27 protein-coding genes and 3 tRNA genes are annotated in these 26,477 nt (G+C 65.1%); 18 read left to right on the top strand and 12 right to left on the bottom strand.

All coding sequences use genetic code 11. The features are described from left to right. Positions 1-82 precede the first annotated feature (82 nt). A tRNA-Gly gene (locus IB268_RS19020) sits at positions 83-158 on the bottom strand. Positions 159-479: 321 nt separating this feature from the next. Here IB268_RS19020 and IB268_RS19015 point away from each other — a divergent pair. The 10 genes from IB268_RS19015 to IB268_RS18970 all read left to right on the top strand — a co-directional run bounded on the left by IB268_RS19015 (position 480) and on the right by IB268_RS18970 (position 8,997). Further along, positions 480-1,214: a succinate dehydrogenase/fumarate reductase iron-sulfur subunit gene (locus IB268_RS19015; protein ID WP_054449990.1), complete on the top strand. Its 735-nt coding sequence runs from the start codon at positions 480-482 to the stop codon at positions 1,212-1,214. A 1-nt stretch (position 1,215) separates the two neighbouring features. After that, the gene (locus IB268_RS19010) at positions 1,216-1,551 is read left to right on the top strand and encodes a succinate dehydrogenase (RefSeq protein WP_054449992.1); all 336 of its coding nucleotides are present in this window, start codon (positions 1,216-1,218) and stop codon (positions 1,549-1,551) included. Next, the gene (locus IB268_RS19005; RefSeq protein ID WP_054449994.1) at positions 1,548-1,892 is read left to right on the top strand and encodes a succinate dehydrogenase; all 345 of its coding nucleotides are present in this window, start codon (positions 1,548-1,550) and stop codon (positions 1,890-1,892) included. Before IB268_RS19010 ends, IB268_RS19005 begins: the two co-directional genes overlap by 4 nt. 1 nt (position 1,893) lies before the next feature. Further along, the gene (locus IB268_RS19000) at positions 1,894-3,633 is read left to right on the top strand and encodes an L-aspartate oxidase (RefSeq protein ID WP_175213856.1); all 1,740 of its coding nucleotides are present in this window, start codon (positions 1,894-1,896) and stop codon (positions 3,631-3,633) included. 12 nt (positions 3,634-3,645) lie between these two features. Then, positions 3,646-4,581 (top strand): fumarate hydratase, encoded by a 936-nt coding sequence (locus IB268_RS18995; protein ID WP_054449999.1) that lies wholly within the window; start codon positions 3,646-3,648, stop codon positions 4,579-4,581. Further along, positions 4,575-5,255, top strand: coding sequence for a fumarate hydratase C-terminal domain-containing protein (locus tag IB268_RS18990; protein ID WP_054450001.1), 681 nt, complete (start codon positions 4,575-4,577; stop codon positions 5,253-5,255). Before IB268_RS18995 ends, IB268_RS18990 begins: the two co-directional genes overlap by 7 nt. Positions 5,256-5,304: 49 nt before the next feature. Then, on the top strand, positions 5,305-6,138 hold the full coding sequence (locus IB268_RS18985; RefSeq protein ID WP_192352521.1) for an amidohydrolase family protein: 834 nt from the start codon (positions 5,305-5,307) through the stop codon (positions 6,136-6,138). Between the two features lie 52 nt (positions 6,139-6,190). After that, positions 6,191-7,063, top strand: a complete 873-nt coding sequence (locus IB268_RS18980) for a LysR substrate-binding domain-containing protein (RefSeq protein ID WP_054450007.1) — start codon at positions 6,191-6,193, stop codon at positions 7,061-7,063. A gap of 170 nt (positions 7,064-7,233) precedes the next feature. Further along, positions 7,234-8,235, top strand: a complete 1,002-nt coding sequence (locus IB268_RS18975; protein ID WP_119452067.1) for a tripartite tricarboxylate transporter substrate binding protein — start codon at positions 7,234-7,236, stop codon at positions 8,233-8,235. 6 nt (positions 8,236-8,241) lie between these two features. Then, positions 8,242-8,997 carry a sulfite exporter TauE/SafE family protein gene (locus IB268_RS18970; RefSeq protein ID WP_306650015.1) on the top strand — a complete coding sequence of 252 codons (756 nt, stop codon included), beginning with the start codon at positions 8,242-8,244 and terminating at the stop codon, positions 8,995-8,997. Positions 8,998-9,009: 12 nt separating this feature from the next. On the opposite strand, the gene IB268_RS18965 is transcribed toward IB268_RS18970, so the two are convergent. Next, complete coding sequence (locus IB268_RS18965; protein WP_192354637.1) at positions 9,010-10,539, bottom strand: CoA-acylating methylmalonate-semialdehyde dehydrogenase; 1,530 nt, start codon at positions 10,537-10,539, stop codon at positions 9,010-9,012. Positions 10,540-10,658: 119 nt separating this feature from the next. Between IB268_RS18965 and IB268_RS18960 the strand changes: the two genes are divergently transcribed. After that, positions 10,659-11,624: a LysR family transcriptional regulator gene (locus tag IB268_RS18960; protein ID WP_175159444.1), complete on the top strand. Its 966-nt coding sequence runs from the start codon at positions 10,659-10,661 to the stop codon at positions 11,622-11,624. On the opposite strand, the gene IB268_RS18955 is transcribed toward IB268_RS18960, so the two are convergent. The 6 genes from IB268_RS18955 to IB268_RS18930 all read right to left on the bottom strand — a co-directional run bounded on the left by IB268_RS18955 (position 11,621) and on the right by IB268_RS18930 (position 16,703). Continuing rightward, complete coding sequence (locus IB268_RS18955; protein WP_192354636.1) at positions 11,621-12,622, bottom strand: tripartite tricarboxylate transporter substrate binding protein; 1,002 nt, start codon at positions 12,620-12,622, stop codon at positions 11,621-11,623. The genes IB268_RS18960 and IB268_RS18955 overlap by 4 nt on opposite strands. Before the next feature lie 62 nt (positions 12,623-12,684). Further along, complete coding sequence (locus tag IB268_RS18950; RefSeq protein ID WP_192354635.1) at positions 12,685-14,316, bottom strand: thiamine pyrophosphate-binding protein; 1,632 nt, start codon at positions 14,314-14,316, stop codon at positions 12,685-12,687. Positions 14,317-14,429: 113 nt separating this feature from the next. Next, a complete protein-coding gene (locus IB268_RS18945) occupies positions 14,430-15,887 on the bottom strand; it encodes a catalase (protein ID WP_175181146.1) in 1,458 nt (485 codons plus the stop codon). Between the two features lie 84 nt (positions 15,888-15,971). Then, on the bottom strand, positions 15,972-16,205 hold the full coding sequence (locus IB268_RS18940; protein ID WP_192354634.1) for a hypothetical protein: 234 nt from the start codon (positions 16,203-16,205) through the stop codon (positions 15,972-15,974). Positions 16,206-16,283: 78 nt separating this feature from the next. Then, positions 16,284-16,357: transfer RNA gene (locus IB268_RS18935), tRNA-Cys, on the bottom strand. A gap of 270 nt (positions 16,358-16,627) precedes the next feature. After that, positions 16,628-16,703 (bottom strand) — tRNA-Gly (locus IB268_RS18930). 229 nt (positions 16,704-16,932) lie between these two features. Between IB268_RS18930 and murB the strand changes: the two genes are divergently transcribed. Next, positions 16,933-17,979 (top strand): UDP-N-acetylmuramate dehydrogenase, encoded by a 1,047-nt coding sequence (gene murB / locus IB268_RS18925; protein WP_054450023.1) that lies wholly within the window; start codon positions 16,933-16,935, stop codon positions 17,977-17,979. 67 nt (positions 17,980-18,046) lie between these two features. Here the strand turns inward: murB and dapB are convergent, their stop codons facing one another. Both dapB and IB268_RS18915 read right to left on the bottom strand, forming a co-directional pair. Continuing rightward, a complete protein-coding gene (gene dapB, locus IB268_RS18920; protein ID WP_192354633.1) occupies positions 18,047-18,838 on the bottom strand; it encodes a 4-hydroxy-tetrahydrodipicolinate reductase in 792 nt (263 codons plus the stop codon). Between the two features lie 15 nt (positions 18,839-18,853). Then, entirely contained in the window at positions 18,854-19,390 is a 537-nt protein-coding gene (locus tag IB268_RS18915) for an outer membrane protein assembly factor BamE (protein ID WP_192354632.1), read from the bottom strand. A 152-nt stretch (positions 19,391-19,542) separates the two neighbouring features. On the opposite strand from IB268_RS18915, the gene fur reads away from it, so the two are divergent. Next, the gene (fur, locus tag IB268_RS18910; protein ID WP_043543731.1) at positions 19,543-19,962 is read left to right on the top strand and encodes a ferric iron uptake transcriptional regulator; all 420 of its coding nucleotides are present in this window, start codon (positions 19,543-19,545) and stop codon (positions 19,960-19,962) included. Positions 19,963-20,104: 142 nt separating this feature from the next. On the opposite strand, the gene recN is transcribed toward fur, so the two are convergent. Both recN and IB268_RS18900 read right to left on the bottom strand, forming a co-directional pair. Beyond that, positions 20,105-21,760: a DNA repair protein RecN gene (gene recN / locus IB268_RS18905; protein ID WP_192354631.1), complete on the bottom strand. Its 1,656-nt coding sequence runs from the start codon at positions 21,758-21,760 to the stop codon at positions 20,105-20,107. Between the two features lie 13 nt (positions 21,761-21,773). Then, positions 21,774-22,673 (bottom strand): NAD kinase, encoded by a 900-nt coding sequence (locus tag IB268_RS18900; RefSeq protein WP_054450031.1) that lies wholly within the window; start codon positions 22,671-22,673, stop codon positions 21,774-21,776. Positions 22,674-22,814: 141 nt separating this feature from the next. Here IB268_RS18900 and hrcA point away from each other — a divergent pair, with 141 nt between their 5' ends. The 5 genes from hrcA (at position 22,815) to IB268_RS18875 (ending at position 26,410) form a co-directional block, all read left to right on the top strand. Then, positions 22,815-23,819, top strand: coding sequence for a heat-inducible transcriptional repressor HrcA (gene hrcA, locus IB268_RS18895; protein WP_054450033.1), 1,005 nt, complete (start codon positions 22,815-22,817; stop codon positions 23,817-23,819). A gap of 45 nt (positions 23,820-23,864) precedes the next feature. Then, entirely contained in the window at positions 23,865-24,980 is a 1,116-nt protein-coding gene (hemH, locus tag IB268_RS18890) for a ferrochelatase (RefSeq protein ID WP_054451294.1), read from the top strand. After that, positions 24,970-25,203: a hypothetical protein gene (locus IB268_RS18885; RefSeq protein ID WP_013391860.1), complete on the top strand. Its 234-nt coding sequence runs from the start codon at positions 24,970-24,972 to the stop codon at positions 25,201-25,203. The genes hemH and IB268_RS18885 overlap by 11 nt, the downstream gene beginning before the upstream one ends. A 230-nt stretch (positions 25,204-25,433) precedes the next feature. After that, positions 25,434-25,991 carry a nucleotide exchange factor GrpE gene (grpE, locus tag IB268_RS18880; RefSeq protein ID WP_054450035.1) on the top strand — a complete coding sequence of 186 codons (558 nt, stop codon included), beginning with the start codon at positions 25,434-25,436 and terminating at the stop codon, positions 25,989-25,991. A 14-nt stretch (positions 25,992-26,005) separates the two neighbouring features. Further along, positions 26,006-26,410, top strand: coding sequence for a thioredoxin family protein (locus IB268_RS18875; protein ID WP_192354630.1), 405 nt, complete (start codon positions 26,006-26,008; stop codon positions 26,408-26,410). Positions 26,411-26,477: the final 67 nt, after the last annotated feature.

The following is a 26,477-nucleotide window of genomic DNA, read 5'->3' as shown; positions in this document are numbered from 1 at the left end:
GCAAACCGCAATGAAAAAAGGGCCCGTAGGCCCTTTCTCAAGGATTTTCAGAATTCCGAGAAGGAAGCTGGAAATCAAAATTTGGAGCGGGAGACGAGTCTCGAACTCGCGACCTCAACCTTGGCAAGGTTGCGCTCTACCAACTGAGCTACTCCCGCAATTTCTTGCCTGGAGCCAGCCCCAACTGGGCGGTTCCTGACAAGCGAGGCGGAAGTATACCCAATTTTTCCAAAGATGCACGCTGGCCGCGGAATGCCGCGATGCGGGCCCTCGAAGCGGCGCGCTGACGCTGCTTCGGCGCCCCGGTGGTCGCCATTGATTGAACATGCGGCGGCGCGGCATGCGCCGGATCGCCAGTCCGGCGCTATGAAAACTGGCAAATTATCTTCAAAAAATATCAACCAAATCCATATTGCTTCACTCATACGCGAGATTCAGAATTCTGTTCATGGGCGCAGCCTGTCGCCCGAGGGCGGAAAATGGATACCAAGAACTCCACGAATCAGAGACAACTCACGGTCCGCATTTCCCGGGGAACCGAGGACGGGGCCTACTCCACGTACTCGGTCCCCTGGCGCGAAAACCAGACGGTCCTGGATGTGGTGACCGAAGTCCAGCGCACGCAGGAGCCCAGCCTCTCGTATCGCTACGCCTGTCGCGTCGGCGTGTGCGGGTCCTGTGCCATGACGGTCAATGGCAAGCCGCGCTGGACCTGTCGCACGCATGTGAGCCGCGTCGAGGAAGGCGGCGTGATCGTGATCGAGCCAATGCGCAATATGCCGCGGATCAAGGATCTCGTCGTCGATATGAGCGAGTTCTTCCAGAAGTGGGCGCGCGCCGGGAACACCTTCGTCGGCACAGCTACACGCAACGATCCGCCGGCGTTGGTGTCGCCGCAGAGCAAGAAGCGCAAGCAGGCCGACGCGGCCATCGAATGCATCAATTGCGGCGTGTGCTACGCGGCCTGTGACGTGGTGTCCTGGGACAAGGACTATCTTGGCCCGGCCGCCCTGAACCGCGCATGGACGCTGTACAACGACGAACGACACGCCGACCCCAAGGACGTGCTGCGCAAGGCCACCTCCGGCAGCGGCTGCAATTCCTGCCACTCCCAGGGCAGCTGCATGAAGCACTGTCCGGTAAGCCTCAGCCCCACCGGCAGCATTGCCGGATTGAAGCGCAGCGCCATCTTCAGCCTGCTCAAGGGAGGCTGACATGGAAGCTCGTCTTTTCGCGCTCCAGCGTCTGACGGCGATGGTGATGGCGCCCTTTGTCCTGGTACATGTGGGCCTGGTCATCTATGCCGTGCGCGGCGGCCTGACCGCGGGCGAGATCCTCTCGCGTACCGAGGGCAACTGGTTCTGGATAGTCTTCTACGGTCTGTTCGTCGTGAGCGTCTCGGTCCACGTGCCGATCGGCGTGCGCAACATCCTGATCGAGTGGCTGCAGTTGGGCCGCGGCGCGGCGTCCGCGGTCGGACTGGCGTTCGGCCTGGGACTGCTCATCCTGGGCGTTCGCGCCGTCGCGGCGGTGGGAGGCCTGATGCCATGAGATCCGCGCGCAACCATCAGGCGTACTGGGCTTTCCTGGGGCATCGCATTTCCGGCCTGGCGCTGGCCCTGTTCCTGCCGGCGCATTTCTATGTGCTGGCGATGGCGCTGGACGAAGCGCGGCTGGACGGATTCCTGAAGCTCGCCGACATGCCGGCGATGAAGGTCGGCGAGTGGGGGCTGGTGCTGCTGCTGACCCTGCACATGTTCTTCGGGCTGCGCCTGCTCGCACTGGAGCTGCTGCCTTGGCGTTCGCCGCGGGACGCGCGCGTCGCGTGGATCGGCTGGGGCTTTGCGGTCTCCATGGCGACGGGCCTGGTTTTCATCGCGGGAGTGATCTGAGATGCGGATCGAGAACATCAAGACGGACATCCTTGTGCTGGGCACCGGCGGCGCGGGCCTGTTCGCGGCGCTGCACGCCAAGAAGGCGAATCCGTCGCTGCGCGTGACGGTGACGGTGAAGGGCCTGTTGGGCAAGTGCGGCTGTACCCGCATGGTCCAGGGCGGCTACAACGTCGCGTTGGCCGCCGGCGACTCGGTGGAACGCCATTTCATGGACACCATCGAGGGCGGCAAATGGCTACCGCGCCAGGACCTGGCGTGGCGGCTGGTCGAAGGCGCCGTCGAGCGCGTGCGCGAACTGGAAAACGAGATCGGCTGCTTCTTCGACCGCAATCCCGACGGCACCCTGCATTCCAAGGCGTTTGCTGGCCAGAGCTTCGACCGCACTGTGCACAAGGCAGACCTGACGGGCATCGAGATCATCAACCGGCTCATGGAGCAGGTGCGGGCGCTGGACGTCGATGAACTGGAAGAGCATCGCGCCATCGAACTGATTCCCGCCGCCGACGGCTCTGGTATTTCCGGCGTGCTGTTCATCGACATGCGGACAGGCCTTTACCGCTACATCCAGGCCAAGGCCGTGCTGCTGGCAACGGGGGCGGGGCCGACCATGTACCGCTACCACACGCCTTCGGGCGACAAGACCTGCGACGGCCTGGCCATGGCGCTGCGCTACGGCTTGAAGCTGCGCGACATGGAGATGGTGCAGTTCCATCCCACCGGCCTGCTGGGCGGGCCGGACACGCGCATGACCGGCACGGTGCTGGAGGAGGGCCTGCGCGGAGCGGGCGGCTACCTGCTCAATGGCGACGGCGAGCGCTTCATGGCCAATTACGACAAGCGCGGCGAACGCGCCACGCGCGACGTGGTCAGCCGCGGCATCTACGCCGAAATGCGCGCAGGACGCACGGGGCCGATGGGCGGGGTCTACATCCAGATGAGCCATCTGGGCCCGGACAAGGTGGCCAAGACTTTTCCCGGCATGGTCAACCGATGCAAGGACTGCGGCTTCGATCTGGCGGGCGGCAAGGTGGAGGTGGTGCCGACGGCGCACTACCTGATGGGTGGGGTCGAATTCAATGTGGACGGTTCAACCGCGTCGCCGGGCCTGTATGCGGCCGGCGAGGATTGCGGCGGCGTGCACGGCGCCAACCGCCTGGGTGGCAACGGCGTCGCCAATTCCACGGTGTTCGGCGGCATCGCGGGCGATGCGATGGCGGCCTACGTTGCGAAGTCCGGCCAGTGGCGCGACCCCGACCAGGGCGTCATCGCGCGCGGCATCGAACGCGCCGAGTTCCCGTTTTCCCGGCCCGCGGGCCGTATCCACGAGCTGCGCGACGCGCTCTCGCAAACCATGTGGGACGACGTAGGCGTGCTGCGCCGCCAAGAGGCCATGGCGCATGGCCTGGATGCCATTGCCGGCCACCGCGCCGCCCTGCGCGATATCGGCGTGGCGGACGGCGACCGCCGCTACAACCTGACCTGGCACGACTGGCTCAACCTGGAAAGCCTGGTCGACATTTCCAAGGTCATCACGGTTTCGGCGCTGGCGCGAGAGAACAGCCGCGGCGCGCACTACCGCGAAGATTTTCCCGAAGCTGGCGACCTGCACACCAGCTGCTACACGCGCGTGAGCGCGCAGGACGGCGAGGTGGCGCTGGAGATGGTTCCGGTTTCCTTCGACATCGTAAAACCCGGCGAATCGCTCATCGAGGGCGAGGCGGGCATTCCCCAGAGCTGAGGCACTCCAACCATGAGCATTCCTGTCCAGAAAGTTGAAGAGGCGGCGCTGGAGATCATGCGCCGCGCGGCCATCGAGATTCCGGCCGACTACAAGCGCGGCATCCAGGAGCTGCAGAAGAAGGAAACCGGCAAGCTGCCGCGTTTTGTCATCCACGCCATGGTGGACAACTGGGAAGCCGCCGATCAGGACCGGCGCCCAATGTGCGCCGACACCGGCCTGCCGCGCTACTACGTCAAGGTGGGCAACAACGCCTCGGTCGACAGCGGCTTCGTCGCCGTGGAACGCGCGCTGCGCCACGCCACGGCCGAGGCCACGGTCAGCGTGCCGCTGCGGCCCAACCGCGTGCATCCGCTCTGGCGTACCGACCATAACAACAACGTCGGCATCAATGCGCCAGAGGTCGAATGGTCCTTCGAGCCGGACTGCGACTGGATAGACATCACCACCGTGCACAAGGGCGGGTTGTTCGGCACCGACTACCGCATGCTGTTTCCAGGCGACGGCATAGACGGCATCAAACGCTTCGTGCTGGACACGCTGATCGCCTTCGGCAAGCGCGGGCTGGCCTGTCAGCCGGCCATCGTCGGCATCGGGCTGGGCGGCTCCAAGGACACCTGCATGCAGCTGGGCAAGCAGGCCGCCTGTCTGCGCACGGTCGGGGACCGTAATCCGGACCCCAAGGTGGCGGAGCTTGAATTGGAGCTGATGCAGCTGGGCAATTCCATCGGCATGGGCGCCATGGGTTTCGTCGGCTCCGGCATGGTGGTGGACTGCCATATCGAGTGCGGCTACACCCACACCGGGGGCATGCCCATCAGCCTGCACACTTTCTGCCTGTCTTCGCGCCGCGCCACTGCGCGGATCCATGCCAACGGGGAGATCGAGTACCGCACCGATCCCCAATGGTTCACGCCCTACATGCGCCGGGAGACGGTCGAATGGTAAGCAATGACGACGACATCAAGGTCTTTCATCTGGACCTGCCCGCCAGGCGCGAAGACATCGCCAAGCTGGAACTCGGCTCGGCCGTGTACTTGAACGGCGTGGTCTACACGGCCCGCGAAGGCGTATACAAGAAGGTGCTGGACCAGGGCCTGCCGCTGCCCGTGGACTTGCGCGCCATCAGCAATGTCAACTTCCATTGCTCGCCGGCGGCGGCGCCGGACGGTCGCGGCGGCTACAACGTGGGCGCCGTCACCGCCACCGCCTCGTTCCGATTCTCCAAGTGGATACCGCGTTGGCTGAAAGAGACCGGCTGCCGCATCCTGATCGGCAAGGGCGGGATGCCCGCCGACGATTACAAGCAGGTATTGGCGCCGGGCGGCGCGATCTACCTGACGACCGTGGGCTACGGCACGGGCGCACTTCTGGGCCGGGGCATCAAGCGCGTGCGCGAAGTGCATTGGCTGGACGAACTGGGCATAGCCCAAGCCATGTGGCTGTTCGAGGTCGAAAATTTCGGGCCCTTCATCGTCGAGAGCGACCTCGAAGGAAATTCGCTTTTCGCCCAGCACGCCGAGACCATCAATGCAGGCATCGAGAAACTCTACGCCGGGCTGAAGCCGCCCGCGTTGCACCGCTACGGCGAGACGGACGATCGAAAGGACGAAGTGATGTAGGCGTGCAAGCGCGGCCCGGGTAATTCCACCCCCTGACAAAGAGACTGCAATGATCATCGACTTTAGGCTGCGGCCGCCGGTAGGCGGCTTCCTGGATACGCTGATGTACTCGGCGGGAGAACGTCGCGATGGCTTTACGCGGACGGTGGGCTTCGAGCCCTCGGCCGCGGCGCAGCAGCAATCGATGGCGCTGCTGCTGAAAGAGATGGATGCCGCGCGGATAGACCGCGGCGTGGTCGTGGGACGCCTGGCCGGCGTGCTGGGCAGCGTGTCCAACGAGGACGTGCGAGGCATCGTGGCCGAGCATCCGGGCCGATTCATCGGCGCCGCCTCCATCGACCCCACCGACCGGCGCCGCGCGTGCCAGACCATCAGCCAGGCGCTGGAGGACGGCTTCAAGCTGATCAATATCGAGCCGGGCTCCTACCCGGTTCCCATGTACGCCGACGACAGACGCCTGTATCCGATCTACGGCCACTGCGAGGACCTGGGCGTGCCGGTGATCATGATGGTCGGAGGCACGGCGGGGCCGGACTTGAGCTATTCGGATCCGATACGGACCGACCGGGTGCTGGCGGATTTTCCCGCCCTGAACGTGGTGGTCGCCCATGGCGGGTGGCCCTGGGTCACTGAGATCCTGCACCTGGCGTTCCGGCGCCAGAACCTGTGGCTGTCGCCCGATATGTATTTTTCCCGCATGCCAGGCTGGGAGGAATACGTGAAGGCGGCAGACGGCTTTCTCTCGGACAGGATGCTTTACGCCAGCTCGTTCCCGTTCTGCCCGGTGCAAGGGTACAAAGAGTGGTTCGAGACCTTGCCGATCCGGGAAGATAATCTTGGGAAAGTCATGGGAGGGAACGCGCGGCGGCTGCTTGGCATCTGACGCGGCATACTCCTCCTTTCCGCAATGCCGTCTACACCAGGAACCTTCTTGCATGGATATCCGCACGCTCTACACGCTGATCGCGATTGCAGACCACGGCAGTTTCGCCGAGGCCGGCAATACCATCGGCCTGTCGCTGTCGGCGGTGAGCATGCAGGTTCGCGCGCTCGAGGACGAGCTGGGCATCACTATCTTCGACCGCAGCCGGCGTCCGCCCATCCTCACGGACACGGGGTTGGCGCTGGTGCACCGGGCGCGCGACCTGATCGCGCATTGGGAAAGCATGAGCGCCGCCTTGAAGAAGGGTACTTCGTCGGGATTGCTCAGGCTCGGCAGCGTCCATACCTGTGTGTCGGGCGTGTTGCCGCTGGCGCTGCGGCACCTGCAGAAGCAGGGCCACGGCCTGGAGGTCCATGTCACCACGGGACTCACGCACGACCTGGAGCGCGCCATCTATCACCGCCAGCTGGACGTGGCGATCGTGACCGAGCCCGATGCGCCGCGCTCGGGCCTGGATTTCCTGCCGTTCGTCGAGGAACAACTGGTCGTCATCGCCCACCGCTCGGTCAAGGGCGCCAGCGATCAGGAGATCCTGGAGCAGAATCCCTATGTCCGTTTCAATCGTTCGGCGCGCGTGGGGCATCTGGTGCAGGAAGAGATGGTGCGCAGGCGCATCACCGTGCGTTCGACCATGGAGATCGACAACCTGGAAGGCGTGATCGCCATGGTGGCCAATGGCCTGGGCGCATCGGTGGTACCGGCCTGCCGCGGCAGGAACGAGTTTCCCCCGGGCATCCGCGTCATTCCGTTCGGCTCGCCCACGGTCACTCGTCGCCTGGGCATCCTGGCGCCGAAGGAGAACCCGCGGGCCCATCTTACGCAGTTGTTGCTCGACGCATTGAAGTCAGTCTGTGCCGGCCAGTAGTTCTTAGTCCGGTAGTTCTGTAGTTCAGCAGCCTAGTAGTCCGCAGAAAAACACCGCAACGCCCCAAAAAATCGAGCCATCGGCCCGAGGGTCAGTTGCTGCCTGGCGAATCGTCAGCCGGCCGAAAGCCGACCCGCTACGCCGTCCCGCGAACTGAAGGAGACAAAGCCATGAAGAACCAAACTCAACCCAATATTGCGCGCCGCCGCATCGTCAAGACGCTGGGCTGTGGCCTCGCGCTTACGCCGTTTATCGCCCTTCCGGCGCGAGCCGACTGGCCGGCGGACAAGGTCATACGCATGATCGTCCCGTTTTCGGCGGGCGGGGCCACCGACCTGCTGGGCCGCGCGTTGGCGGCCGAATTGGGCAAGGGCCTGAAGCAGAGCGTAATCGTCGAGAATCGCGCGGGCGCTGGCGGCAGCGTGGGCGCGCAGGCTGTCGCCAGCGCGCCGGCGGACGGCTATACGCTGTTGCTTGCGTCGGGCAGCATGTTCACGGTCAACCAGTTCATCTACAGCAAGCTGCCTTACTCGCTGACGGATTTCAGTCCCATCGGCAAGGTGGCAAACGGACCCATGGTCATCACCGTCAATGCCAACCTGCCGGTCAAGAACACGCGCGAGCTGATCGAGTACGCCCGCGCCAGGCCTGGCAAACTCAGCTTCTCGTCCGCGGGCGTGGGCAGCCAGACGCACATGGCGGGCGAAGCTTTCAGCGATGCGGCCGGGATCGAACTCATGCACGTCCCGTACAAGGGCGAGGGGCCGGCCTACACCGACCTCATGGCGGGCGTGATCGAAGTCGCCGTGGGCAATATCAATGCCATCGTGCCGTTGCTCAAGGGAGGACGCCTGCGGGCGCTGTCGGTGACGGGCAAGGAACGTTCCGCGTTGCTGCCGGACGTGCCGACCACGGCCGAGGATGGAGTGCCGGGGTTCGAGTTCACGGGGTGGTTCGCCCTGCTGGCGCCGGCGGGCACGCCCCAGGCTTCGGTCGACCGGCTGCTGGCCGATGCCAGGACGGCGGTGGCGCAGCCCAACATGCAGCGCTATCTGGCTGACCAGGGGATGTCGGCGACCATCGTGCCTGCCGCCGCGCTCAGGGAGGAGATCGCCAGGGAGTCCGCCAAGTGGAAGGCGCTGGTGGAAAAGAAGAAGATCACCGCAAGCTGAATCCGCATGATGCCGCCCGATACGCTCGCCTTTGCCGCACCCGTCGTCCTTGCCGCCTATGTCGTCTTCGGGATGACGGGATTCGGCGCGGCCATGGTGGCCGTGCCGCTGCTGGTCCAGTTCATGCCCTTGCAGTTCGCGGTTCCGCTGGTGGTGCTGTTCGACCTGGCCTGCACCGCGCTGGTGGGCGGCAGCAACTGGCGGCGCGTTTCCCTGGTCGAACTCAAGCGCCTGTTTCCCTGGCTGCTGCTGGGGATAGGGCTGGGTGTGACGCTGCTGCACAACGCCGGCGCTCGCTGGCCTTTGATCCTGCTGGGCAGCTTCGTGCTGGCGGTGTGCATCAAGGGCCTGCGGGGCGCGCGCGGGGCCAAGCCGTCGGCGCCGCTGAATACTTTCTGGGCCTTGCCGTTCGGCGTGTTCGGCGGCATCTTCAGTGCGCTGTTCGGGACCGGCGGGCCGATCTACACCATCTATCTGTCGCGCCGGCTGGATGCGCTGGACCAGTTCCGCGCCACGATCTCGGTGGTCATCCTGGCCAGCGGCCTCATCCGGGCGGCGGCCTTCGGCGCCGCCGGACTGTATGCGCAGCCGGAAATCCTGTTCGCGGCCGCCGTGCTGCTGCCCGTGGCCCTGATCGGCCTGTACGGCGGATCCCGCCTCAGGGTTCGGGTGTCCCCGGAACTGCTGAAGCGGGCCATCTTCGTTCTGCTCGCGATAGCGGGCGCAGGCGCCATCTATCGCGGATGGGTCTCGCCTGCGTGAGACAGGCTGCCGTTACTTGGCCGTCGGCATGGCGAACTCGGCGCCCTTGCCAATGCTTTCGGGCCAGCGCTGCATGATCGACTTCTGCCGCGTGTAGAAGCGCACGCCTTCTTCGCCATAAGCGTGCATGTCGCCGAACAGGCTGCGCTTCCAGCCGCCGAATCCATGCCAGGCCATGGGCACGGGGATGGGTACGTTGATGCCCACCATGCCAACCTCGATGCGGCGGCCGAACTCGCGCGCGACGTTGCCGTCGCGGGTGAAGCAGGCCACGCCGTTGCCGAATTCGTGGGCATTGATGAGATCCACGGCTTCTTTCAGATCCTTCACGCGCACGCAGCCCAGCACCGGGCCGAAGATCTCTTCCTTGTAGATGCGCATGTCCGGCGTGACGTGGTCGAACAGCGTGCCGCCCATCCAGAAACCGTCGCCGCAGCCTGCGCCTGCCTGAGAACCCTGGAAGCCGCGGCCGTCCACCAGCAGTTGCGCGCCTTCCTGCACGCCCAGATCGATATAGCCGCTGATGCGCTCATGCGCGGTGCGGGTCACGATGGGGCCCATCTCGGCCGCGGGGTTCTCGCCGTCCAGCACCTTCAGCGTCCTGGTGCGTTCGATCAGTCTGGGCAGCAGCCGGTCGGCCACGTCGCCCACCAGCACCGCCACGCTGATCGCCATGCAGCGCTCGCCGGCCGAGCCGTAGCCGGCGCCGATCAGGGCGTCGACCGCCTGGTCGATGTCGGCGTCCGGCATCACGACCATGTGGTTCTTGGCGCCGCCCAGGGCCTGCACGCGCTTGCCATGGCGTGCGCCGGTCTCGTAGATGTAGTTGGCGATGGGCGTGGAACCGACGAAGCTGATGGCTTTCACGTCCGGGTGTTCCAGCAGCGCATCAACCGCCACCTTGTCGCCCTGCACCACGTTGAACACGCCGTCGGGCAGCCCCGCTTCGCGCAGCAGTTCGGCGATGCGCAGCGATGCGCTGGGGTCGGTGGGGCTGGGCTTGAGCACGAAGGTGTTGCCCGCCGCGATCGCCACCGGGAACATCCACATGGGTACCATCACCGGAAAGTTGAACGGCGTGATGCCCGCCACCACGCCCAGCGGTTGGCGCAGCGTCCAGTTGTCGATGCCGGTGGAAACCTGCTCGGTGTGGGCGCCCTTCAGCAACTGGGGAACGCCGCAGGCGAACTCGACGATGTCGATGCCGCGAGTGACTTCGCCTTGCGCATCGCTGAAAACCTTGCCATGCTCGGCGGTGATCAGGTGGGCAAGTTCGTCGCGATGCTTGTTCATCAGTTCAAGAAACCTGAACAGCACGCGGGCGCGGCGGATGGGAGGGGTGTCCGCCCATTGCGGAAATGCCGCCCGGGCGCTGGCCACGGCGCGGTTCACCTCGTCGGGCGTGGCCAGCGCCACCTGCTTGGCGACGGCGCCCGTGGCCGGGTTGTAGACGGGCTGGCGGCTGCCTGTCCCGTCGACGAGGCTGCCGCCGATATAGTGTCCGGCATCGCGGGATTGGGCGCTGGCATTGCTTGCGGTCATGGCTGGCTCCTGGGCTCATGCATGGTGTTCTGGAGCTGGCAATGTCGCGCATTGCCGCCCGGACGTCGAGACCGCAGGGCTGGAATCAGTGTTTGATGTTTCGAACAATGGAGCAAGGCATGACGAAAACCAGGCGTCTGGAAGATCTGTGGTCGCATATCCATTGCCTTGGGGTGCTGGCCGATACCGGCAGCTATACGGCGGCCGCGCGCCGCCTGCAGATCAGCAAGGCGTCGGTGAGCCAGCGCATCGTGGAACTGGAGCAGGCGGCTGGCGTCCCCCTCGTGCGCCGCACCACCCGCAGCGTCGGCCTGACCGAGGCGGGGCAGAGCCTGGTCGACCAGACCGCGGCGGCCTTTCTGCGCATCGAAGAGGGCTTCTCGGCCGTGCGGGACCTGTCCGAGGGGCCGCGCGGCGTGCTGTCCGTGACCGCACCCGTAGCCCTGGGACGTCAGGTCATTGCGCCGCTGATACCCGGATTCCTGAAGAATTTTCCCGACGTGCGGATCCAGCTGGAACTCAGCGACCATCTGGCGTCCCTGGCTACCGAAGGCTTCGACCTGGCCATCCGGCATGTGGCCGGCGTGCCGGACACGCACGTCGCGTCGGTCATCTGCGAGACGCGCTCCGTGCTGGTTGCGGCCCCGGAGTACCTGGCGCAGCACGGCACGCCGAAGACGCCGATGGATCTGGCCGCCCACAATTGCCTGCACTACCTGCGGCGCAGCGGCAGCGCTACCTGGTCGTTCGAGTCGCGTGACGGAGACAAGCGCGTGGCGGTTCCGGTGCGCGGCAGCTTCACCGCGAACAACAGCGAAGTGCTGCGGGAGGTGGCTGCCGGATCCCTGGGGATCGCGCTGGTGCCGGATTTCAGCGCCAACCAGGCCCTGCGCAGCGGAGAGCTGGTCGAGGTCCTGCGCGGGTGGCGCGTGGTGGGCGAATATGCAGAACGGCTGTACGCAGTCAGGCCCTACACGCCGCGCGTGCCGCTGACCGTATCCTCATTCGTCGGTTACCTGCGCGAGGCGATCCCGGCGTCCGCCGGACTTGGCGGACCGCCAGGGGCGGGCAATGAGGCGAGTTAATTGACTTGCAACCCGGCCTTGGCCACAAGGTCGGCATAGATCGCGGCTCCCTGGCTGACGTATTTTTCCGTTTCCGCGGGGGACAGGACGTGGGGGATGCCGCCGAAGTTGGCGTTGCCGGCCATCCACTTCGGATCCTGTGCGATCTGCTTGAGCACGTCGGCCCATTTGGCCACCGCTTCGGGACTCATGCCCGGCGGCCCGAACAGTCCGCTCCAGCCTACGACAGCTTCGAGTTGAGGCAGCCCCAGCTCGCGGGCGGTCGGGATGTCGGGGAACTGCGCCAGGCGGTCGGGCGTGGTCGTCAGCAGGGCGCGCAGCTTGCCGCTGGCAAGTATGCCCGTCATCGAACTCAGGTTATTGCAGGCGAAGTCCGCATCCTTGCTGAGCACCGCCAGCGCGACTTCGTTGCCGCCCTTGTAGGGGACGTTGACCACGGCCTCGGATTTCAGGCCGAGGCTGCTGAGCAGCAACTGCGGCGCAAGATTCTGCACCGTGGCCGGACCGGAATGGCTGTAGTTGAGCTTGCCGGGATGAGCCTTCAAAGCCTGTGCCAGATCGCCGATCGTCTTGTAAGGGCTGTCCGGATGCACCACACAGACCACGGGGTTCAGCTCCAGCAGTCCGATGTACGTGAAGTCCCGGGCGGTATAGGGCGTGGTCTTGGGTTGTAGCGCGGGTAGCAGGACCTGGGAGCCTATCCGGCCGACGAGCAGGGTGTAGCCGTCGGGAGCGGCGTTCTTCACGGCGGCCGAGCCGATCGCGCCGTTCGCCCCGGCCTTGTTGACGACGACCAGCGGCTGGCCAAGCAGGCCTTGCGCGGCGGCGGACAAGTTGCGGGCCGCCATGTCGGCGTCGCCGCCCGCGCTGAACGGCACGATGAGCTGGACGGGTTTGGCGGGATAGGCTTGGGCGGTTGCCAGGCCCGGAAGCGCGGCCAGCATGCAAATCGCGGCGCGAGCGAACGCGCCCGGCCAGAGGCCGGTAGGTCTCATCATGAGAAGTCTCCTGTCGTGCTAAGGGACGAAACCGGACTGCAGCTGGGCTCGATGCTTCGAGGTCAATGACCGGTCGCGGACTGCGTTGATGCGCTGAAAACCGGAGCGGGTTCGCCCGCCAGGGATACGTTGATACATGCGGGCAGCCCGCTGTCCGCCGCCGCGCGCAGCGCGGTGGCGAGGCTGTCGCTGTCCCGGGCGGCGTAGCCGGCTCCGCCAAGCGCCGCGGCGACTTCGTGGTAGCGCGCGGTCGGCGCGAGTTCGCAGCCGATCAGCCTTTGCGGACCGTAGGTGCGCATCTGGATCAAGTGTTCCGCGTTCCAGCGCAGGTCGTTACCGACCACGGCGACGATCGCGGCGCGCTCGCGCACGGCCGTGTCCAGCTCCATCAGGTGAAAGCCCGCCGTGCCGTCGCCCATGAGCACGGCCACGGTGGCCTCTGGTTGTGCGATCTTGGCGGCGATGGCGTAGCAGATGCCTGCGCCTATCGCGCCCGACATGCCGTTGATGATGCGCACCGGCGCCTGGCAGTATGCCTGCGCCCACTGGCCGAATTCGCCGCCGTCGCAGACCAGGATGGGATTGGGGGCGGACGTGAGAAACGCTTGGACCGCTTCACATAGCGCGCGCGGCCCCAATGCTCCATCGGCGCAAGCCGCGGCGCCCAGAGTGTTCCGGTTGCGCAGCGCTTCGTCCACGCGCGCGCGCCACGAGGCGCGCTCGGCCGGGGCTGGCGCCGCTGGCAATGCCGGCAGCACGGTGTAGGGATCGCCCTGCAGGGCCAGAGCCAGGCGGTCGCCCAGCAGGCGGGCCGCGCGTTCCAGCATCGCGGGGTCGGGGTCTATCGCCACGACCCGGGCCGTCTTGCCCAGCGCGCCCGTGCCGCCGAAGCCCAGCGTGAAGTCCAGGCACTTGCCGGCCAGCACGATGAGGTCCGCCTGTGGAATGATCTCGGCCAGGGAGCCCAGGGAAGGGTCCTTCAGGCCGCGCGGGCTTTCCATGGGGATGAGGTGCACGCCTAGCGTTGCTTCCAGCTTCTCGCGAACCGCGCGCATGTGCGGACGCGCTCCGGTGGGGCCTGCCAGCAACAGGGGGCGCTGTGCCGAGTCAAGCAGCGCGGCGAGCTGTTCCAGGCCGGCTGCGTCCACTGCAGCGGGCTCGCGCTTCGGTGTAGTGGCGGGCAGTTCTGCCAAGCCCGTCTCCGCGGTCATCAGGTCGAAGGGCAGGGCCAGATGAACCGGTCCGCGCCGTGGGGCAAGCGCTTGCGCGACCGCGCGGTCGAGCGCGGGATAAAGCTCCTGCACGGTCCGCGGACGCAGCGATAGCTTGGTCAAGGAACGGGTGATGGAAACCTGGTCCAGTTCCTGGAACGCGCCCATGCCGTCTTCACCTACCGAGGAGTCGCCGGAAATGAGGAGCACGGGGCTTTCCGCCTGCGACGCCGAGTAAAGCGGCGCCAGGCCATTGGTGATGCCGGGCGCGGCGGTCAGCATCGCGACGCCAAGCTCGCCGGTGATCTGGGACCAGGCGTCCGCCATGAAGACGGCGGCCGCCTCATGCCGCACATGGATGATGCGGATGCCTGCGTCGATACAGGCATCGTAGAGCGGCATGATCTGATTGCCGGACAGGCTGAAGATGGTCTTGACGCCCAGGCGATGCAGCGTACGGATAATCAACTGGGATCCAAGCACCTGTCTCTCCGCTGGGGCTGCGTCGGCTGTGCGCCGCGCGCCTGTTTTTTACCGGCTATGGGAGAGTTCAGTGTATCGGCTATCCGTGGCGGGTTGGTTGATGTTTTTTGAACCTAGGGGGCGGCCCGCGGACGGTCTTGTTCCGTCTGCGCGACCGCGTCGCGCACGCCTTGCCCATAGGCCGGGTCTGCCCGGGTGCAGTTGGCGATATGGCGTTCGATGACTTCCCTGGAGGCGCCGCGGATCGCGCGCGCGGTGTTCTGGAACAGTCTCTGTTTTTCGTCCGCCGCCATCAACCGGAACAGGTTGCCGGGCTGGGAGTAGTAGTCGGCATCTTCCCTGTGATCCCAGCGGGCCGCAGCGCCGCTGATCTCCAGCGGCGGTTCGGAATAGTCCGGCTGCGCCTGCAGGACGCCATGGCTGTTGGGCGTGTACGCGGGCGTGCTGCCGCCGTTGCCATCCACGCGCATCGCTCCGTCGCGGTGATAACTGTGAAATGGGCAGCGAGGCGCGTTCACCGGGATCTGCGGGTAGTTCACGCCCAGCCGATAGCGCTGCGTGTCGCCATACGAGAACAGGCGACCCTGCAGCATCTTGTCCGGAGAGAAGCCAATGCCGGGCACGATTGCCGCGGGACTGAACGCGGCTTGTTCGACCTCGGCGAAGAAATTCTCGGGGTTTCGATTGAGCTCCAGGACGCCGACTTCGATCAGCGGATAGTCCTTGTGCGGCCAGACCTTGGTCAGGTCGAAGGGGTTGAGATGATAGGTATGGGCTTCGGCGTCGGGCATGATCTGCACATACAGGGTCCAGCGCGGAAACTCGCCGCGTTCGATCGCTTCGTACAGGTCACGCTGATTGCTTTCGCGGTCCGCGGCGATGACCTGACCGGCCTCGGCGTCCGTCAGGTTCTGGATGCCCTGCTGGGTCTTGAAGGTGAACTTGACCCAGAAGCGCTCGCGGGCGGCGTTGATGAAGCTATAGGTATGGCTGCCGAAGCCATGCATGTGGCGATAGCTCTTCGGAATGCCGCGGTCGCCCATGATGAGCGTCACCTGGTGCAGGGTCTCGGGCAGCAGCGTCCAGTAGTCCCAGTTGTTCTGCGGGCTGCGCATGCCGGTGCGAGGATCGCGTTTGACGGCCCGGTTCAGGTCGGAGAATTTCAGCGGATCGCGCACGAAGAAGACCGGCGTGTTGTTGCCGACCAGGTCCCAGTTGCCCTCCTCGGTATAGAACTTGAGCGCGAATCCGCGGATGTCGCGTTCCGCGTCGGCCGCGCCGCGTTCGCCCGCCACGGTCGAGAAGCGGGCGAACATTTCGGTCTGCTTGCCTACCTGGCTGAAGATCCTGGCCTTGGTGTAGCGCGTGATGTCATGGGTGACGGTGAACGTGCCGAAGGCGCCGGCTCCCTTGGCGTGCATGCGCCGCTCGGGGATCACTTCGCGGTCGAAGTGCGCCATCTTTTCCAGGAACCAGACGTCCTGCAACAGCGCCGGCCCGCGCCGGCCGGCGGTCATCGTGTTGTCGTCGTCGGGCACGGGGGCGCCGAACGCGGTGGTGAGTTTGCTCATGATGGGCTCCTTGCGTGGTTCAACGGGGCAGCGGCCTTCAAGAGCGGGAGCATCGCAACGGGCTCGGATCCGGCCGCGCCAATCTCAGACGTAGTGCTCGATGGGGGAATGGTCTTCCAGGCGCAGCACACGACCATCGATGACGAGGGACGGCAGGCGGGTGATGCCAAGCGCCCGGGCCTGGGCGGCGGACCCGGGCTGCCGCGCGAGATCGAATGATTCGTAGCGATGCTGAGGCGTCGCGAAGGCCGCGGCCATGTTGCGGTCTATGCCCAGGCAGAGATTGCAACCGTCGTGGAACAGGGTGACTTGAATCAAGGCGATCTCCTTGGCGTGCCGCCAGGGCGGCTGCGTCCCGGCACCCGTGCCTCATGGGCCGACATGCCAGGCTGGTCTTGGAGGCGCGGGCTGGAATCGAACCAACCTCAGGAGATTTGCAATCTGCCGCATGACCACTCTGCCACCGCGCCGTTTTGTTTGTCCTAGGACGTAATGAATGGTACGGAAGCCGGGCAGGGCGCGGGCTTCCTCGAATCCACGAAAATTGTCCTGGCGTCCAGCATGAATGACGCAGGCCAAGGCCGCGTATGTCATAGGGCGTGTGACAGTGGGGGACGGAGAGGGCGGCGCAATATGGCCGCAGGCAGCGTGGGGAGATGCCCGCGTTGCGAGCAGAAATGAAAAAAGGGCCCGAAGGCCCTTTCTCAAGGATTTCCAGAAAGAATCTGGAAATCAGAATTTGGAGCGGGAGACGAGTCTCGAACTCGCGACCTCAACCTTGGCAAGGTTGCGCTCTACCAACTGAGCTACTCCCGCATGGGTTCTGCACTTGAAACAGCCAGAACCTGTTTTCTTATTCACTCTGATCAACTTGGTTATCGATCAGAAGGCGCGCATTCTACATGATTTTTTTGAGCTTGTCTTGGCCTGGACTTATTTGGGTCTGTTCACTGCAAGCAGTTTGCGAACAAAGCCTGAAATTCAGGGCAAGCACTCAATCAAGTAATATGAGCGAAGACAGAAACTATAGCAATCCGCAGCATCCATGTCAAATTCTCCCGCCAAAGTTCTTCCGTCCCCAGCCTTGTCGCCCGTCAGCCAGGATCTCACCCGGCTGAATACGTTGGGCCTGGCGTCGCGGGCCGGGGCCTTTGTGACCCTGGAAGATGCGGCGCAGTTGCCGGCGTTGTCGCAGCTGGCGCACGAGGCGTCTTCCCTGCTGGTGCTGGGGGGAGGCAGCAATCTGGTATTGCCGAGCCAGGTGCAGGGATTGGTGGCTCGCGTCGCGTTCAAGGGCGTGCGCTTGCTGGAAGCTCGTCCGGATGCCTGGCTGATCGAGGCGGCGGGCGGCGAGACCTGGCACGGCTTTGTCGAAACCTGCGTGAACCAGGGCTGGGACGGGCTGGAAAACCTGGCGCTGATCCCGGGTACGGTGGGCGCGGCACCGGTGCAGAACATCGGCGCTTACGGCGTTGAACTGCAGGAGCGTTTCCACAGCCTGACCGCCTGGGACGTGCGCGCAGGGCGCCTGGTCGAAATGAGCGCGGCCGATTGCCGCTTTTCCTACCGCGACAGCGTGTTCAAGCACGACGAGCCCGGACGCTGGGTCATCGTGAGTGTGCGTTTCGCCTTGCCCCGGCCCTGGCGGCCTGTGCTGGGCTACCCTGATTTGCAGCGCCACGCGCGGCTGGCGGCGGGACAGCCGAGCGCCCGCGATATCTTCGACGCGGTGTGCGAGATCCGCCGCGCCAAGCTGCCCGATCCGGCGGTGACGGGCAACGCAGGCAGTTTTTTCAAGAACCCTATCGTGTCGGCGCAAGTGCGGGACAGGCTGCTGGACCGTTTTCCCGGTCTGGTGTCCTACGTCCAGCCCGACGGCGGCTACAAGCTGGCGGCCGGCTGGCTGATAGACCAATGCGGCTGGAAGGGCCGCTCGCTGGGGGCCGCGGGCGTGCATGAGCGCCAGGCTCTGGTACTGGTCAATCGCGGCGGGGCCACGGCGGCCGACATCATGGGCTTGGCGCATGCCATCCAGGCCGCGGTGTCCGAGCGCTACGGCGTGCGGCTCGAACCGGAACCCGTGGTGGTGTGAGGCCGTTTGGACCGGGCAAGAAAAAAGGACCCCGCAGGGTCCTTTTTTGCAGGCGAGGGCTTGGGCTTCAGAGGCCCAGCACCGATTGCATGTCGTACAGGCCGTTGTGCTTGCCTTCCAGGAAGCGGGCGGCGCGCAGGGCGCCTTCCGCGTAGGTGGCGCGGCTGGCCGAGCGGTGCGTGATCTCGATGCGTTCGCCGGTGCCGCAGAAGGACACGGTGTGGTCGCCGACGATGTCGCCGCCGCGCAGCACCGAGAAGCCGATGGTGCCCGGCTTGCGCACGCCGGTATCGCCGTGGCGGCTCCAGGTGGCGACGTCCGGCAGGGCCACGTTCCAGGCCGAAGCGATGGTTTCGCCCATTTTCAGCGCGGTGCCCGAAGGCGCGTCGACCTTGTTGCGGTGGTGCGCTTCGAAGACTTCGACGTCGTAGCCGGAGTTCAGGATGCGAGCGGCCATGTCCAGCAGCTTGAGCGTGGCGTTCACGCCCACGCTCATGTTGGGCGCGAAGACGATGCCGATCTTCTGGGCGGCGACTTCGATCGCGGCGCGGCCGTTGTCGTCGAAACCGGTGGTGCCGATGACGGCGTTCACGCCGTGCTTGACGCAGGCCTGCAAGTGTTCAAGCGTGCCTTCGGGGCGGGTGAAGTCGATCAGGCAGTCGGCCTGGGCCAGGGCGTCAAGGTCATCGGTGATGGCCACGCCCGTCTGCTTGCCCAGCGGCGCGCCGGCGTCCTGGCCCAGCGCGGCCGAGCCCTGGCGGTCCAGCGCCACGGCGAGCTGCAGGCCGGAGGTGTTCAGCACGGCTTCGATCAGCATCTGGCCCATACGGCCGCTGGCGCCGGCAATTGCGATACGCATAGATAGTCCTTGGTGTTACTTGAGCGGCTCTGGGGCGTTGCCGGGCTGGCCAGGGTACTGGTTGAGGGGGCTGACCGGGGCGGCGGAGTCGCGCTTGCGCTGGTCTTCCTCTTCCTTCTGGCGGGTTTCTTCTTCGATGAGGCGCTTGTCTGCCTTTTCGTCGGCGACGGCGTTGGGCGTATTGATCTGGTAAGGCTGCAGTTCTGGCTGCTTGTCGCCTTCCCAGCGGGTCAGGCGGTCGTTCTCGAACCAGACGGTGAATTTGCGTTCCTGGGCTTCGCCGTAGCCAGGCTTGTAGTAGTAGGGGTAGTCCCAGCGGTTGGCGTGCAGCACGCTGGTCAGCGTGGGGCTGCCGAGGGCGAAGCGCACCTGCTCGCGCGTCATGCCGGGCTGCAGCAGGGCGACCTGCTCCTGGGTGATCCAGTTTCCTTGCTGGACGCCGGCCTTGTAGGGGAAGCCCCACTTGTCCCCCGAGCATCCAGCCAGGGCGACGGCCAGAGCGGCCACCGCCAGGCCGGTCTTCAGCGAGCGGGAGGGAATTCGTGCAATCATGGACACTACGCGCCCCTATTATTTGGAAGCAGACAAAACCGTTATCATAAAGGTTTCATAAGGATAGTTCCGCGTGGCGGCATGATTTCGGTGAGCCGGCTCGCGGTGAACCTATCCTGCCCATGCCAACGCGGACGGAGAGCGATTACACCATGAGCGACCAAAGCGAACTGAAGAACATGGGTTTGAAGGCGACGTTTCCCCGCCTGAAAATTCTTGATATTTTCCGGAAATCGGATCAACGGCACCTGAGCGCCGAAGACGTCTATCGCGCCCTGATCGGCGAAAACGTCGAAATCGGGCTGGCCACCGTCTATCGCGTCCTGACCCAGTTCGAACAGGCCGGCATCCTTGCCCGCAGCCAGTTCGACAGCGGCAAGGCGGTGTTCGAGCTCAACGACGGCGATCACCACGATCACCTGATCTGCACGAATTGCGGCAAGGTGGTCGAGTTTTCGGACCCCGAAATCGAAAAGCGTCAGCAAAAGATTGCCAAGGACAACTCCTTCGCGCTGGAAAGCCACGCCATGGTGTTGTATGGCATCTGCGGCAGTTGCATGAAGGGCCGCTGATCCGGCCCTGCCTACGGCCCGCGGCTACGCTCGCAGCGGGTCCGTGAGATCCAAATCCCCTTCAATGTGAAGGGGATTTTTTTATGGCGCGAATCGGCCCTGTTTTTGCCGGCGTCCCGCCGTAAAGCGGCGGGCCAGCGCTTCAGTTCTGCCCGAAACCTTCCAGCATTTCGCGGGCGTGTTCGCGGGTGGTCGCGGTGAGCTTGATGCCGCCCAGCATGCGCGCGATTTCCTCGACGCGGGAGGAAGCGTCCAGTTCCTCGATGCTGGAGCGGGTGGCGCCGCGCGATTCCGCCTTGCTGACCAGGAATTGGTTGTTGGCGCAGGCCGCGACCTGGGGCAGGTGGGTCACGCACAGCACCTGATGACGTTCGCCGAGCTCGCGCAGCAGCTTGCCGACGGCCTCGGCCACCGCGCCGCCCACCCCGCTGTCGACTTCATCGAAGATCAGCGTCGGCACGCGCGCAGCGCGACTGGCGATGACCGACAGCGCCAGCGAAATCCGCGACAGTTCGCCGCCCGAAGCCACCTTGGCCAGCGGCCGCGGCGTGGTGCCGGCATGGCCGGCCACCAGGAATTCAACCTGCTCGTTGCCGTGCGCGGACGGCGCCGATTCGGCCAGCGTGGGTTCGAACTTGCCGCCCTGCATGGCCAGCGTCTGCATGGCTTGCGTGACCTGCTTGCCCAGGTCCTTGGCGACCTTGCGGCGCGCCGTCGTCAGCTTGGCGGCCGTGGCGTCGTATTGCGCCTGCGCAGCTTGCGTCTGGGCGCGCAGGGCATCGATGTCGCCCGCGGCTTGCAGCGCCTTGAGCTGCGCATGCAGCGTGTCGCGCAGCTCGCAAAGCGCGTCGGGCTCGACGCGGAATTTGCGAGCGGTTTCGAATACCAGGCCCAGGCGCGCCTCGACCGCTACGAGCCGCTGAGGATCGAGATCGACTCGGCTGACGTAGTTGTTCAGGTCCGATACGGCCTCGCTGATCGCGATGCGGGCCGATTCCAGTTCATCGTAGACGCCCTGCAAGCCGGGATCGTGGCGCAGCATCTGCTGGATGCGGTGGTTGGCCGCGGTGAGCCGGTGGTGCGCGGAATCGCCTTCGCCGTCCAGCCCTTCGAGGATCTGGTTGGCGCCATCCAGCAGGGATTGCGAATGCGACAGGCGGGTGTGCTCGGACTGCAGCGCATCCCATTCGTCGGGACCGAGATTCAGCTGATCGAGTTCGTCGACCTGCCATTGCAGGCGGTCGCGTTCGGTAGCCAGGCTTGCGGCGTCCTTTTCGGCGGATTCCAGCTGGCGCGCCAACGAGCGCCATTGCTTCCAGGCCTGGCCGACCGAGTTGCGCAGTTCGCCATGGCCGCCGTGGGCATCCAGCAGGTCGCGCTGGGCGTCGGCGCGCATCAGGCTCTGGTGCGCATGCTGGCCGTGGATGTCGACCAGGCTGTCGCCCAGTTCGCGCAATTGCGCCACGGTGGCCGGCGTGCCATTGATGTAGGCGCGGCTGCGGCCCTGGGCGTCGATGACGCGGCGCAGGGACAGTTCCGTGTCGGCGTCGATCTCGCGCTCTTGCAGCCAGGCGATCAGGCCCTTGGGGGTATCGAAGACCGCGGTGATGTCGGCGCGCGGCGCGCCCTCGCGCAGCATGCTGGCGTCGCCGCGTTCGCCCAGCGTGAGCGCCAGCGCGTCCACCAGTATGGATTTGCCTGCGCCGGTCTCACCGGAAAAGACGGTAAAGCCGGGGCCGAAATGGATCTCGGTCTGTTCGACGATGACGAAGTCGCGGATATGCAGGGTGCGCAGCATGTCGGGGCGCTTACTACTCTACGTTGTCGGAGGCTTCGGGCATCAGGTTCCAGTGCAGCTTGCGGCGCAGGGTGGAGAAGAAACTGTAGCCTTCGGGATGCACGAAGCGGATGGTATAGGGCGCGCGCTGCACGACGATGCGGTCGCCCGGCTGCAGGTCGGACCAGGTCTGCATGTCGAAATGCACGCTGGCGCCGACTTCCACGCGGCCCATGGCCGTGAGCGTCATGTTCAGCACGCCGGAGTCGGGAATGACGATGGGGCGGTTGGACAGGGTTTGCGGCGCCACCGGCACCAGCACCATGGCGTTCATGCCCGGATGCAGGATGGGACCGTTGGCCGACAGCGCATACGCGGTGGAGCCCGTAGGCGTGGCGATGATCAGGCCGTCGGCGCGCTGCGTGTACATGAAGGCGCCGTCCAGCTCCACCCGCACTTCGATCATGCCGCCGCGTCCCGCGCGGTTCAGCACCACGTCGTTCAGGGCCGACGCGGAATACATTTTCTGATCGCCGCGCCACACGCTGCCTTCCAGCAGCATGCGTTCCTCGATCTGGAAGCTGCCTTCGAGCACGCGCGCCAGCGCGCCATGCGCGTCCTGCAACGCGATGTCGGTGATGAAGCCCAGGCGTCCGTGGTTGATGCCGACCAGCGGCATGCCATAGGGAGCAAGGTGGCGGCTGGCGCCCAGCACGGTGCCGTCGCCGCCCATGACGACGGCCAGCGACGCGGTCTTGCCGATTTCCTCGAGCGTGGCGACGGGGTATTCGGTCAGCCCGGTGTTGCGCGCCGTGTCCGCATCGATGAGCACCTGCCGGCCCGCTTGCGTCAGCGCGTGGGCGAGTGCTCTCAGCGGTGTGTCCAGGCCGGTGTCCTGGTATCTGCCGATCAGGGCTACGGTAGGAAAATGCATGGCTGCTTGCGTATCAAAAAAGGCCGGACCAGAAGCCGAAACCTGCCCGGAATGGGCGGTTTAGCCGATTATATGGGGCCGCATATGTGCTTGCGGGACAAAAATCGCCTCAATTGAAAAAGATTCCCTAAAATACTTGTTATGGATGACCGCGCACGCGCACTACTGAAAGCGTTGATCGAACGCTATATCGCCGATGGGCAGCCAGTCGGCTCGCGGACGCTATCGAAAGTATTCGACTTGTCCCCGGCCACGATCCGCAATGTGATGGCGGATCTCGAAGAACTGGGACTGATCCACAGCCCGCACACCTCCGCCGGCCGCGTGCCCACGCCGCGGGGCTACCGCATGTTCGTCGATTCGCTGCTGGCGGTGCAGTCCTACCAGCTCGAACCGCACAACATGGGCGAGATGCTGGCGGCCGCCGAACCCACGCGCGCCGTCAATGCCGCCGCGGCCCTGCTGTCCAACCTGACCCAGTTCGCGGGAGTGGTGCTCACGCCCAAGCGCGCCCAGGTGTTCCGCCAGATCGAATTCATCCGCCTGTCCGATAAGCGCGTGCTGCTCATCATCGTCACGCCCGACGGCGATGTTCAAAATCGCATCCTTTTCGTTCAGCGCGACTATGCCGAAGCGGAACTGCTGGAAGCCGGCAATTTCTTCAACATGCATTTCGCCGGCAAGTCCTTCAATGTCGTGCGGCAAACCCTGTCGACCGAACTGGCGCAATTGCGCGAGGACATCTCGCGCCTGATGCAGGCCGCGGTCGAAGCCAGCGCGGAAGCCGCCGAGGACGGCGATGCCATGGTCATTTCCGGCGAGCGCAAGTTGCTGGACGTGACCGATATCGCCTCCGACATGGACCGCCTGCGCAAGATGTTCTCGCTGTTCGAGAAAAAGACCGACCTGCTGCAGCTCCTGGACGTGTCCACCCGCGCCCAGGGCGTGCAGATCTACATCGGCGGCGATTCGCAGCTGGTGCCGATGGAAGAGGTCTCGGTCATCACCGCGCCTTACGGCGTGGACGGCAAGGTCGTGGGCACGCTGGGCGTGATCGGTCCCACGCGCATGGCCTACGAACGCGTCATTCCCATCGTGGATATCACGGCGCGCTTGCTGTCCAACGCCCTCAGCCACAACCAGTAGGTCCATCCGAAGCTACGTCCTCCTTGCGGAGGAAGGGGAGTGTTTGTGTTTCTTCGCCTGTTCAAGTACCTGTGGCCTGAGCGCTATCTGCCGGAACCCGAGCAGGAGGACCCCTTCAACGAAGACCCCGCGCCTCGCGGGCCGGCCAAGGTCGGCGTGCTGCTGGTGAACCTGGGTACCCCGGACACCCCGGGTAAGCAAGACATACGCAAATACCTGGGCGAGTTCCTGTCCGACCCGCGCGTGATCGAGATCCCGCGCTATCTGTGGAAGCCCATCCTGCATTGCCTGGTGCTGACGATGCGGCCCAAGAAGCTGGAGCCGCGCTACGCCGGCGTCTGGATGAAGGAAGGCTCGCCCCTGATGGTGTACAGCCAGCGACAGGCCGATGGTGTGCGCGCGGCCTTGGCCGAGGCCGGAATCGACGCCGTGGTGGAGCTGGGCATGCGTTACGGCAACCCCTCGATCCCGGACGCCATTTCCCGGCTGCGCCGGCAGGGCTGCGAACGCATACTGACCGTCCCGCTCTATCCGCAGTACGCCGCCAGCACCACCGCCACGGTGGTGGATGCGGTCACCCGCCATGCCGGCCGCCTGCGCGACCAGCCCGAGCTGCGCTTCATCAAGCGTTTCCACGAAGAGCCGGCCTATCTGGACGCGCTAGCCGGTCGCATCGAACGCTATTGGCAAGAGCACGGCAAACCGCAGAAGCTGGTCATGAGCTTTCACGGCCTGCCGCGCTATTCGATCGAACTGGGCGACCCGTACTACCGCGACTGCATGGAAACGGCGCGCCTGCTGGGCCAACGCCTGTCGCTGCCGCGCGAACAGGTCGAGGTGACCTTCCAGAGCCGTTTCGGTACGGCCCGCTGGCTGGAGCCCTATACCGAACCGACCCTGAAGGCGCTGGCCGCCGCCGGGGTTACCGAGGTCGATGTGGTGTGCCCGGGTTTTGTGGCAGACTGTCTGGAAACCCTGGAAGAGATCAGCCTGGAGTGCCGCGACGCCTTTATCGGGGCCGGCGGCAAGCGTTTCCGCTACATCCCGGCGATCAACGACGATCCGGCCTGGATCGCAGGGCTGGCCGACCTGGTGGCACGCCACTTGCAGGGGTGGCCCACGCAAATCACGGACTTGAAGGAGAAGGCGCATGCACCATGATCCCAAGACTGGAAAGATCGTCAAAAAGGGGCAGGTCAGTACCCCGGTGGACGAAGATCAGGTGGAACACGAACTGGACGAGGCGCTTGCCGAGACCTTCCCCGCCAGCGACCCCATCGCGATCAGCCCCGAGCCAGATGAGGACCGCGCCGTGGACCGCGCCCTGAAGGACAGTTTTCCCGCCAGCGACCCGGTGGCGCCCGCACAGCCGCACAAGAAATAGCCTGGCGCAGAGGGCGTCCGCCATTTGCCGGATGGCGTCGAAAAGCGCTGAATCTATGCTTGCAGTCTGAGATTTGACGGCATTTGGCAGAAATTGGGCGGATTTCTGATTACATTCCGCCTGCCTCTGCTGGCTGGCGCCGTCAGGGAATATTTGCTTTCCCGGGCTTGAAATAGGGGTATTGGCCCCCATTCATGTCTGCGAAAGCCATACTTTTTGGAGGATTCCCCATGACGGCACCCAACGAGCCTGTAGATCAGACGCCCGAAGTCGGCCAGAACGCCGATGCGGCCTCCGCCGCCGAGGACGCCGTGCAGGCCGAGCTGAACGAGTTGCGCGCCCAGCTGGACGCCGCCCAGGCTACCGTCAATGAGCAGCAGGACCAGCTTTTGCGCATCCGGGCCGAAGCCGAGAACGTGCGCCGCCGTGCACAGGAAGACGTGTCCAAGGCGCGCAAGTTCGGCATCGAGTCGTTCGCGGAAAGCCTGGTCCCGGTCAAGGACAGCCTGGAAGCAGCGCTGGCCCAGCCTGAGCAAACCGTTGAAACCCTGAGCGAAGGCGTCCAAGTGACCCTCAAGCAGCTGACGGCCGCCTTCGAGCGCAATCTGCTCAAGGAAATCGCGCCGGCACAGGGCGACAAGTTCGACCCGCACCTGCACCAGGCCATTTCGTCCATCCCCGCCGAGCAGCCCGCCAATACCGTGGTCCAGCTGCTGCAAAAGGGCTACGCCATCGCCGACCGGACCTTGCGCCCAGCGCTGGTCGTGGTGTCCGCCGGCCAGGGCTGAGCAGGCGGCGCGCCATGACGGATCCCCGGTTCGACCCCGCCCAGATATTCCAGGTGTTCGGCATGCGGCACGTCAACACCGAGGGATTCGACGCGGCGGTGGTGCAGGCGCCGGGGACGGATCTGCGCTGCGTGTTCCTCTGGGGACAGGATTGCTATAACTGCAATATTTTCAAGCAGACCGCCTTGCTGCACCGGGACGCGCTGCTGGAGCTGGGGCTGACCTGGTTCGAAGCCGACGTCTACGCGGACGAAGCGCTGGGAAGGCGCTTCTCGCTGCATGGTGTCCCCACTTTTGTGCTGTACCGCGCTGGCAAGCGGCTGGGCCGCGTCACCGGCTGGCCCGGCCTGCCGCAGTTCACCGCGGCCATGCGCCGCCTGCAGGAAACGGCTGTAGAAAATTCCGGCCAGGCGTCTTGAAAAACCCTGCGGGCAGCCCCAGTTATGTGGGGACAAGAAGTTTCTCCCTATTTTCATAGATTCAATC

Origin of the sequence: Achromobacter sp. ACM01 (assembly GCF_014851745.1) — a bacterium.
Classification (GTDB): Bacteria; Pseudomonadota; Gammaproteobacteria; order Burkholderiales; family Burkholderiaceae_B; genus Achromobacter; species Achromobacter aegrifaciens.
This window is presented reverse-complemented; position numbering and strand designations above follow the sequence as displayed.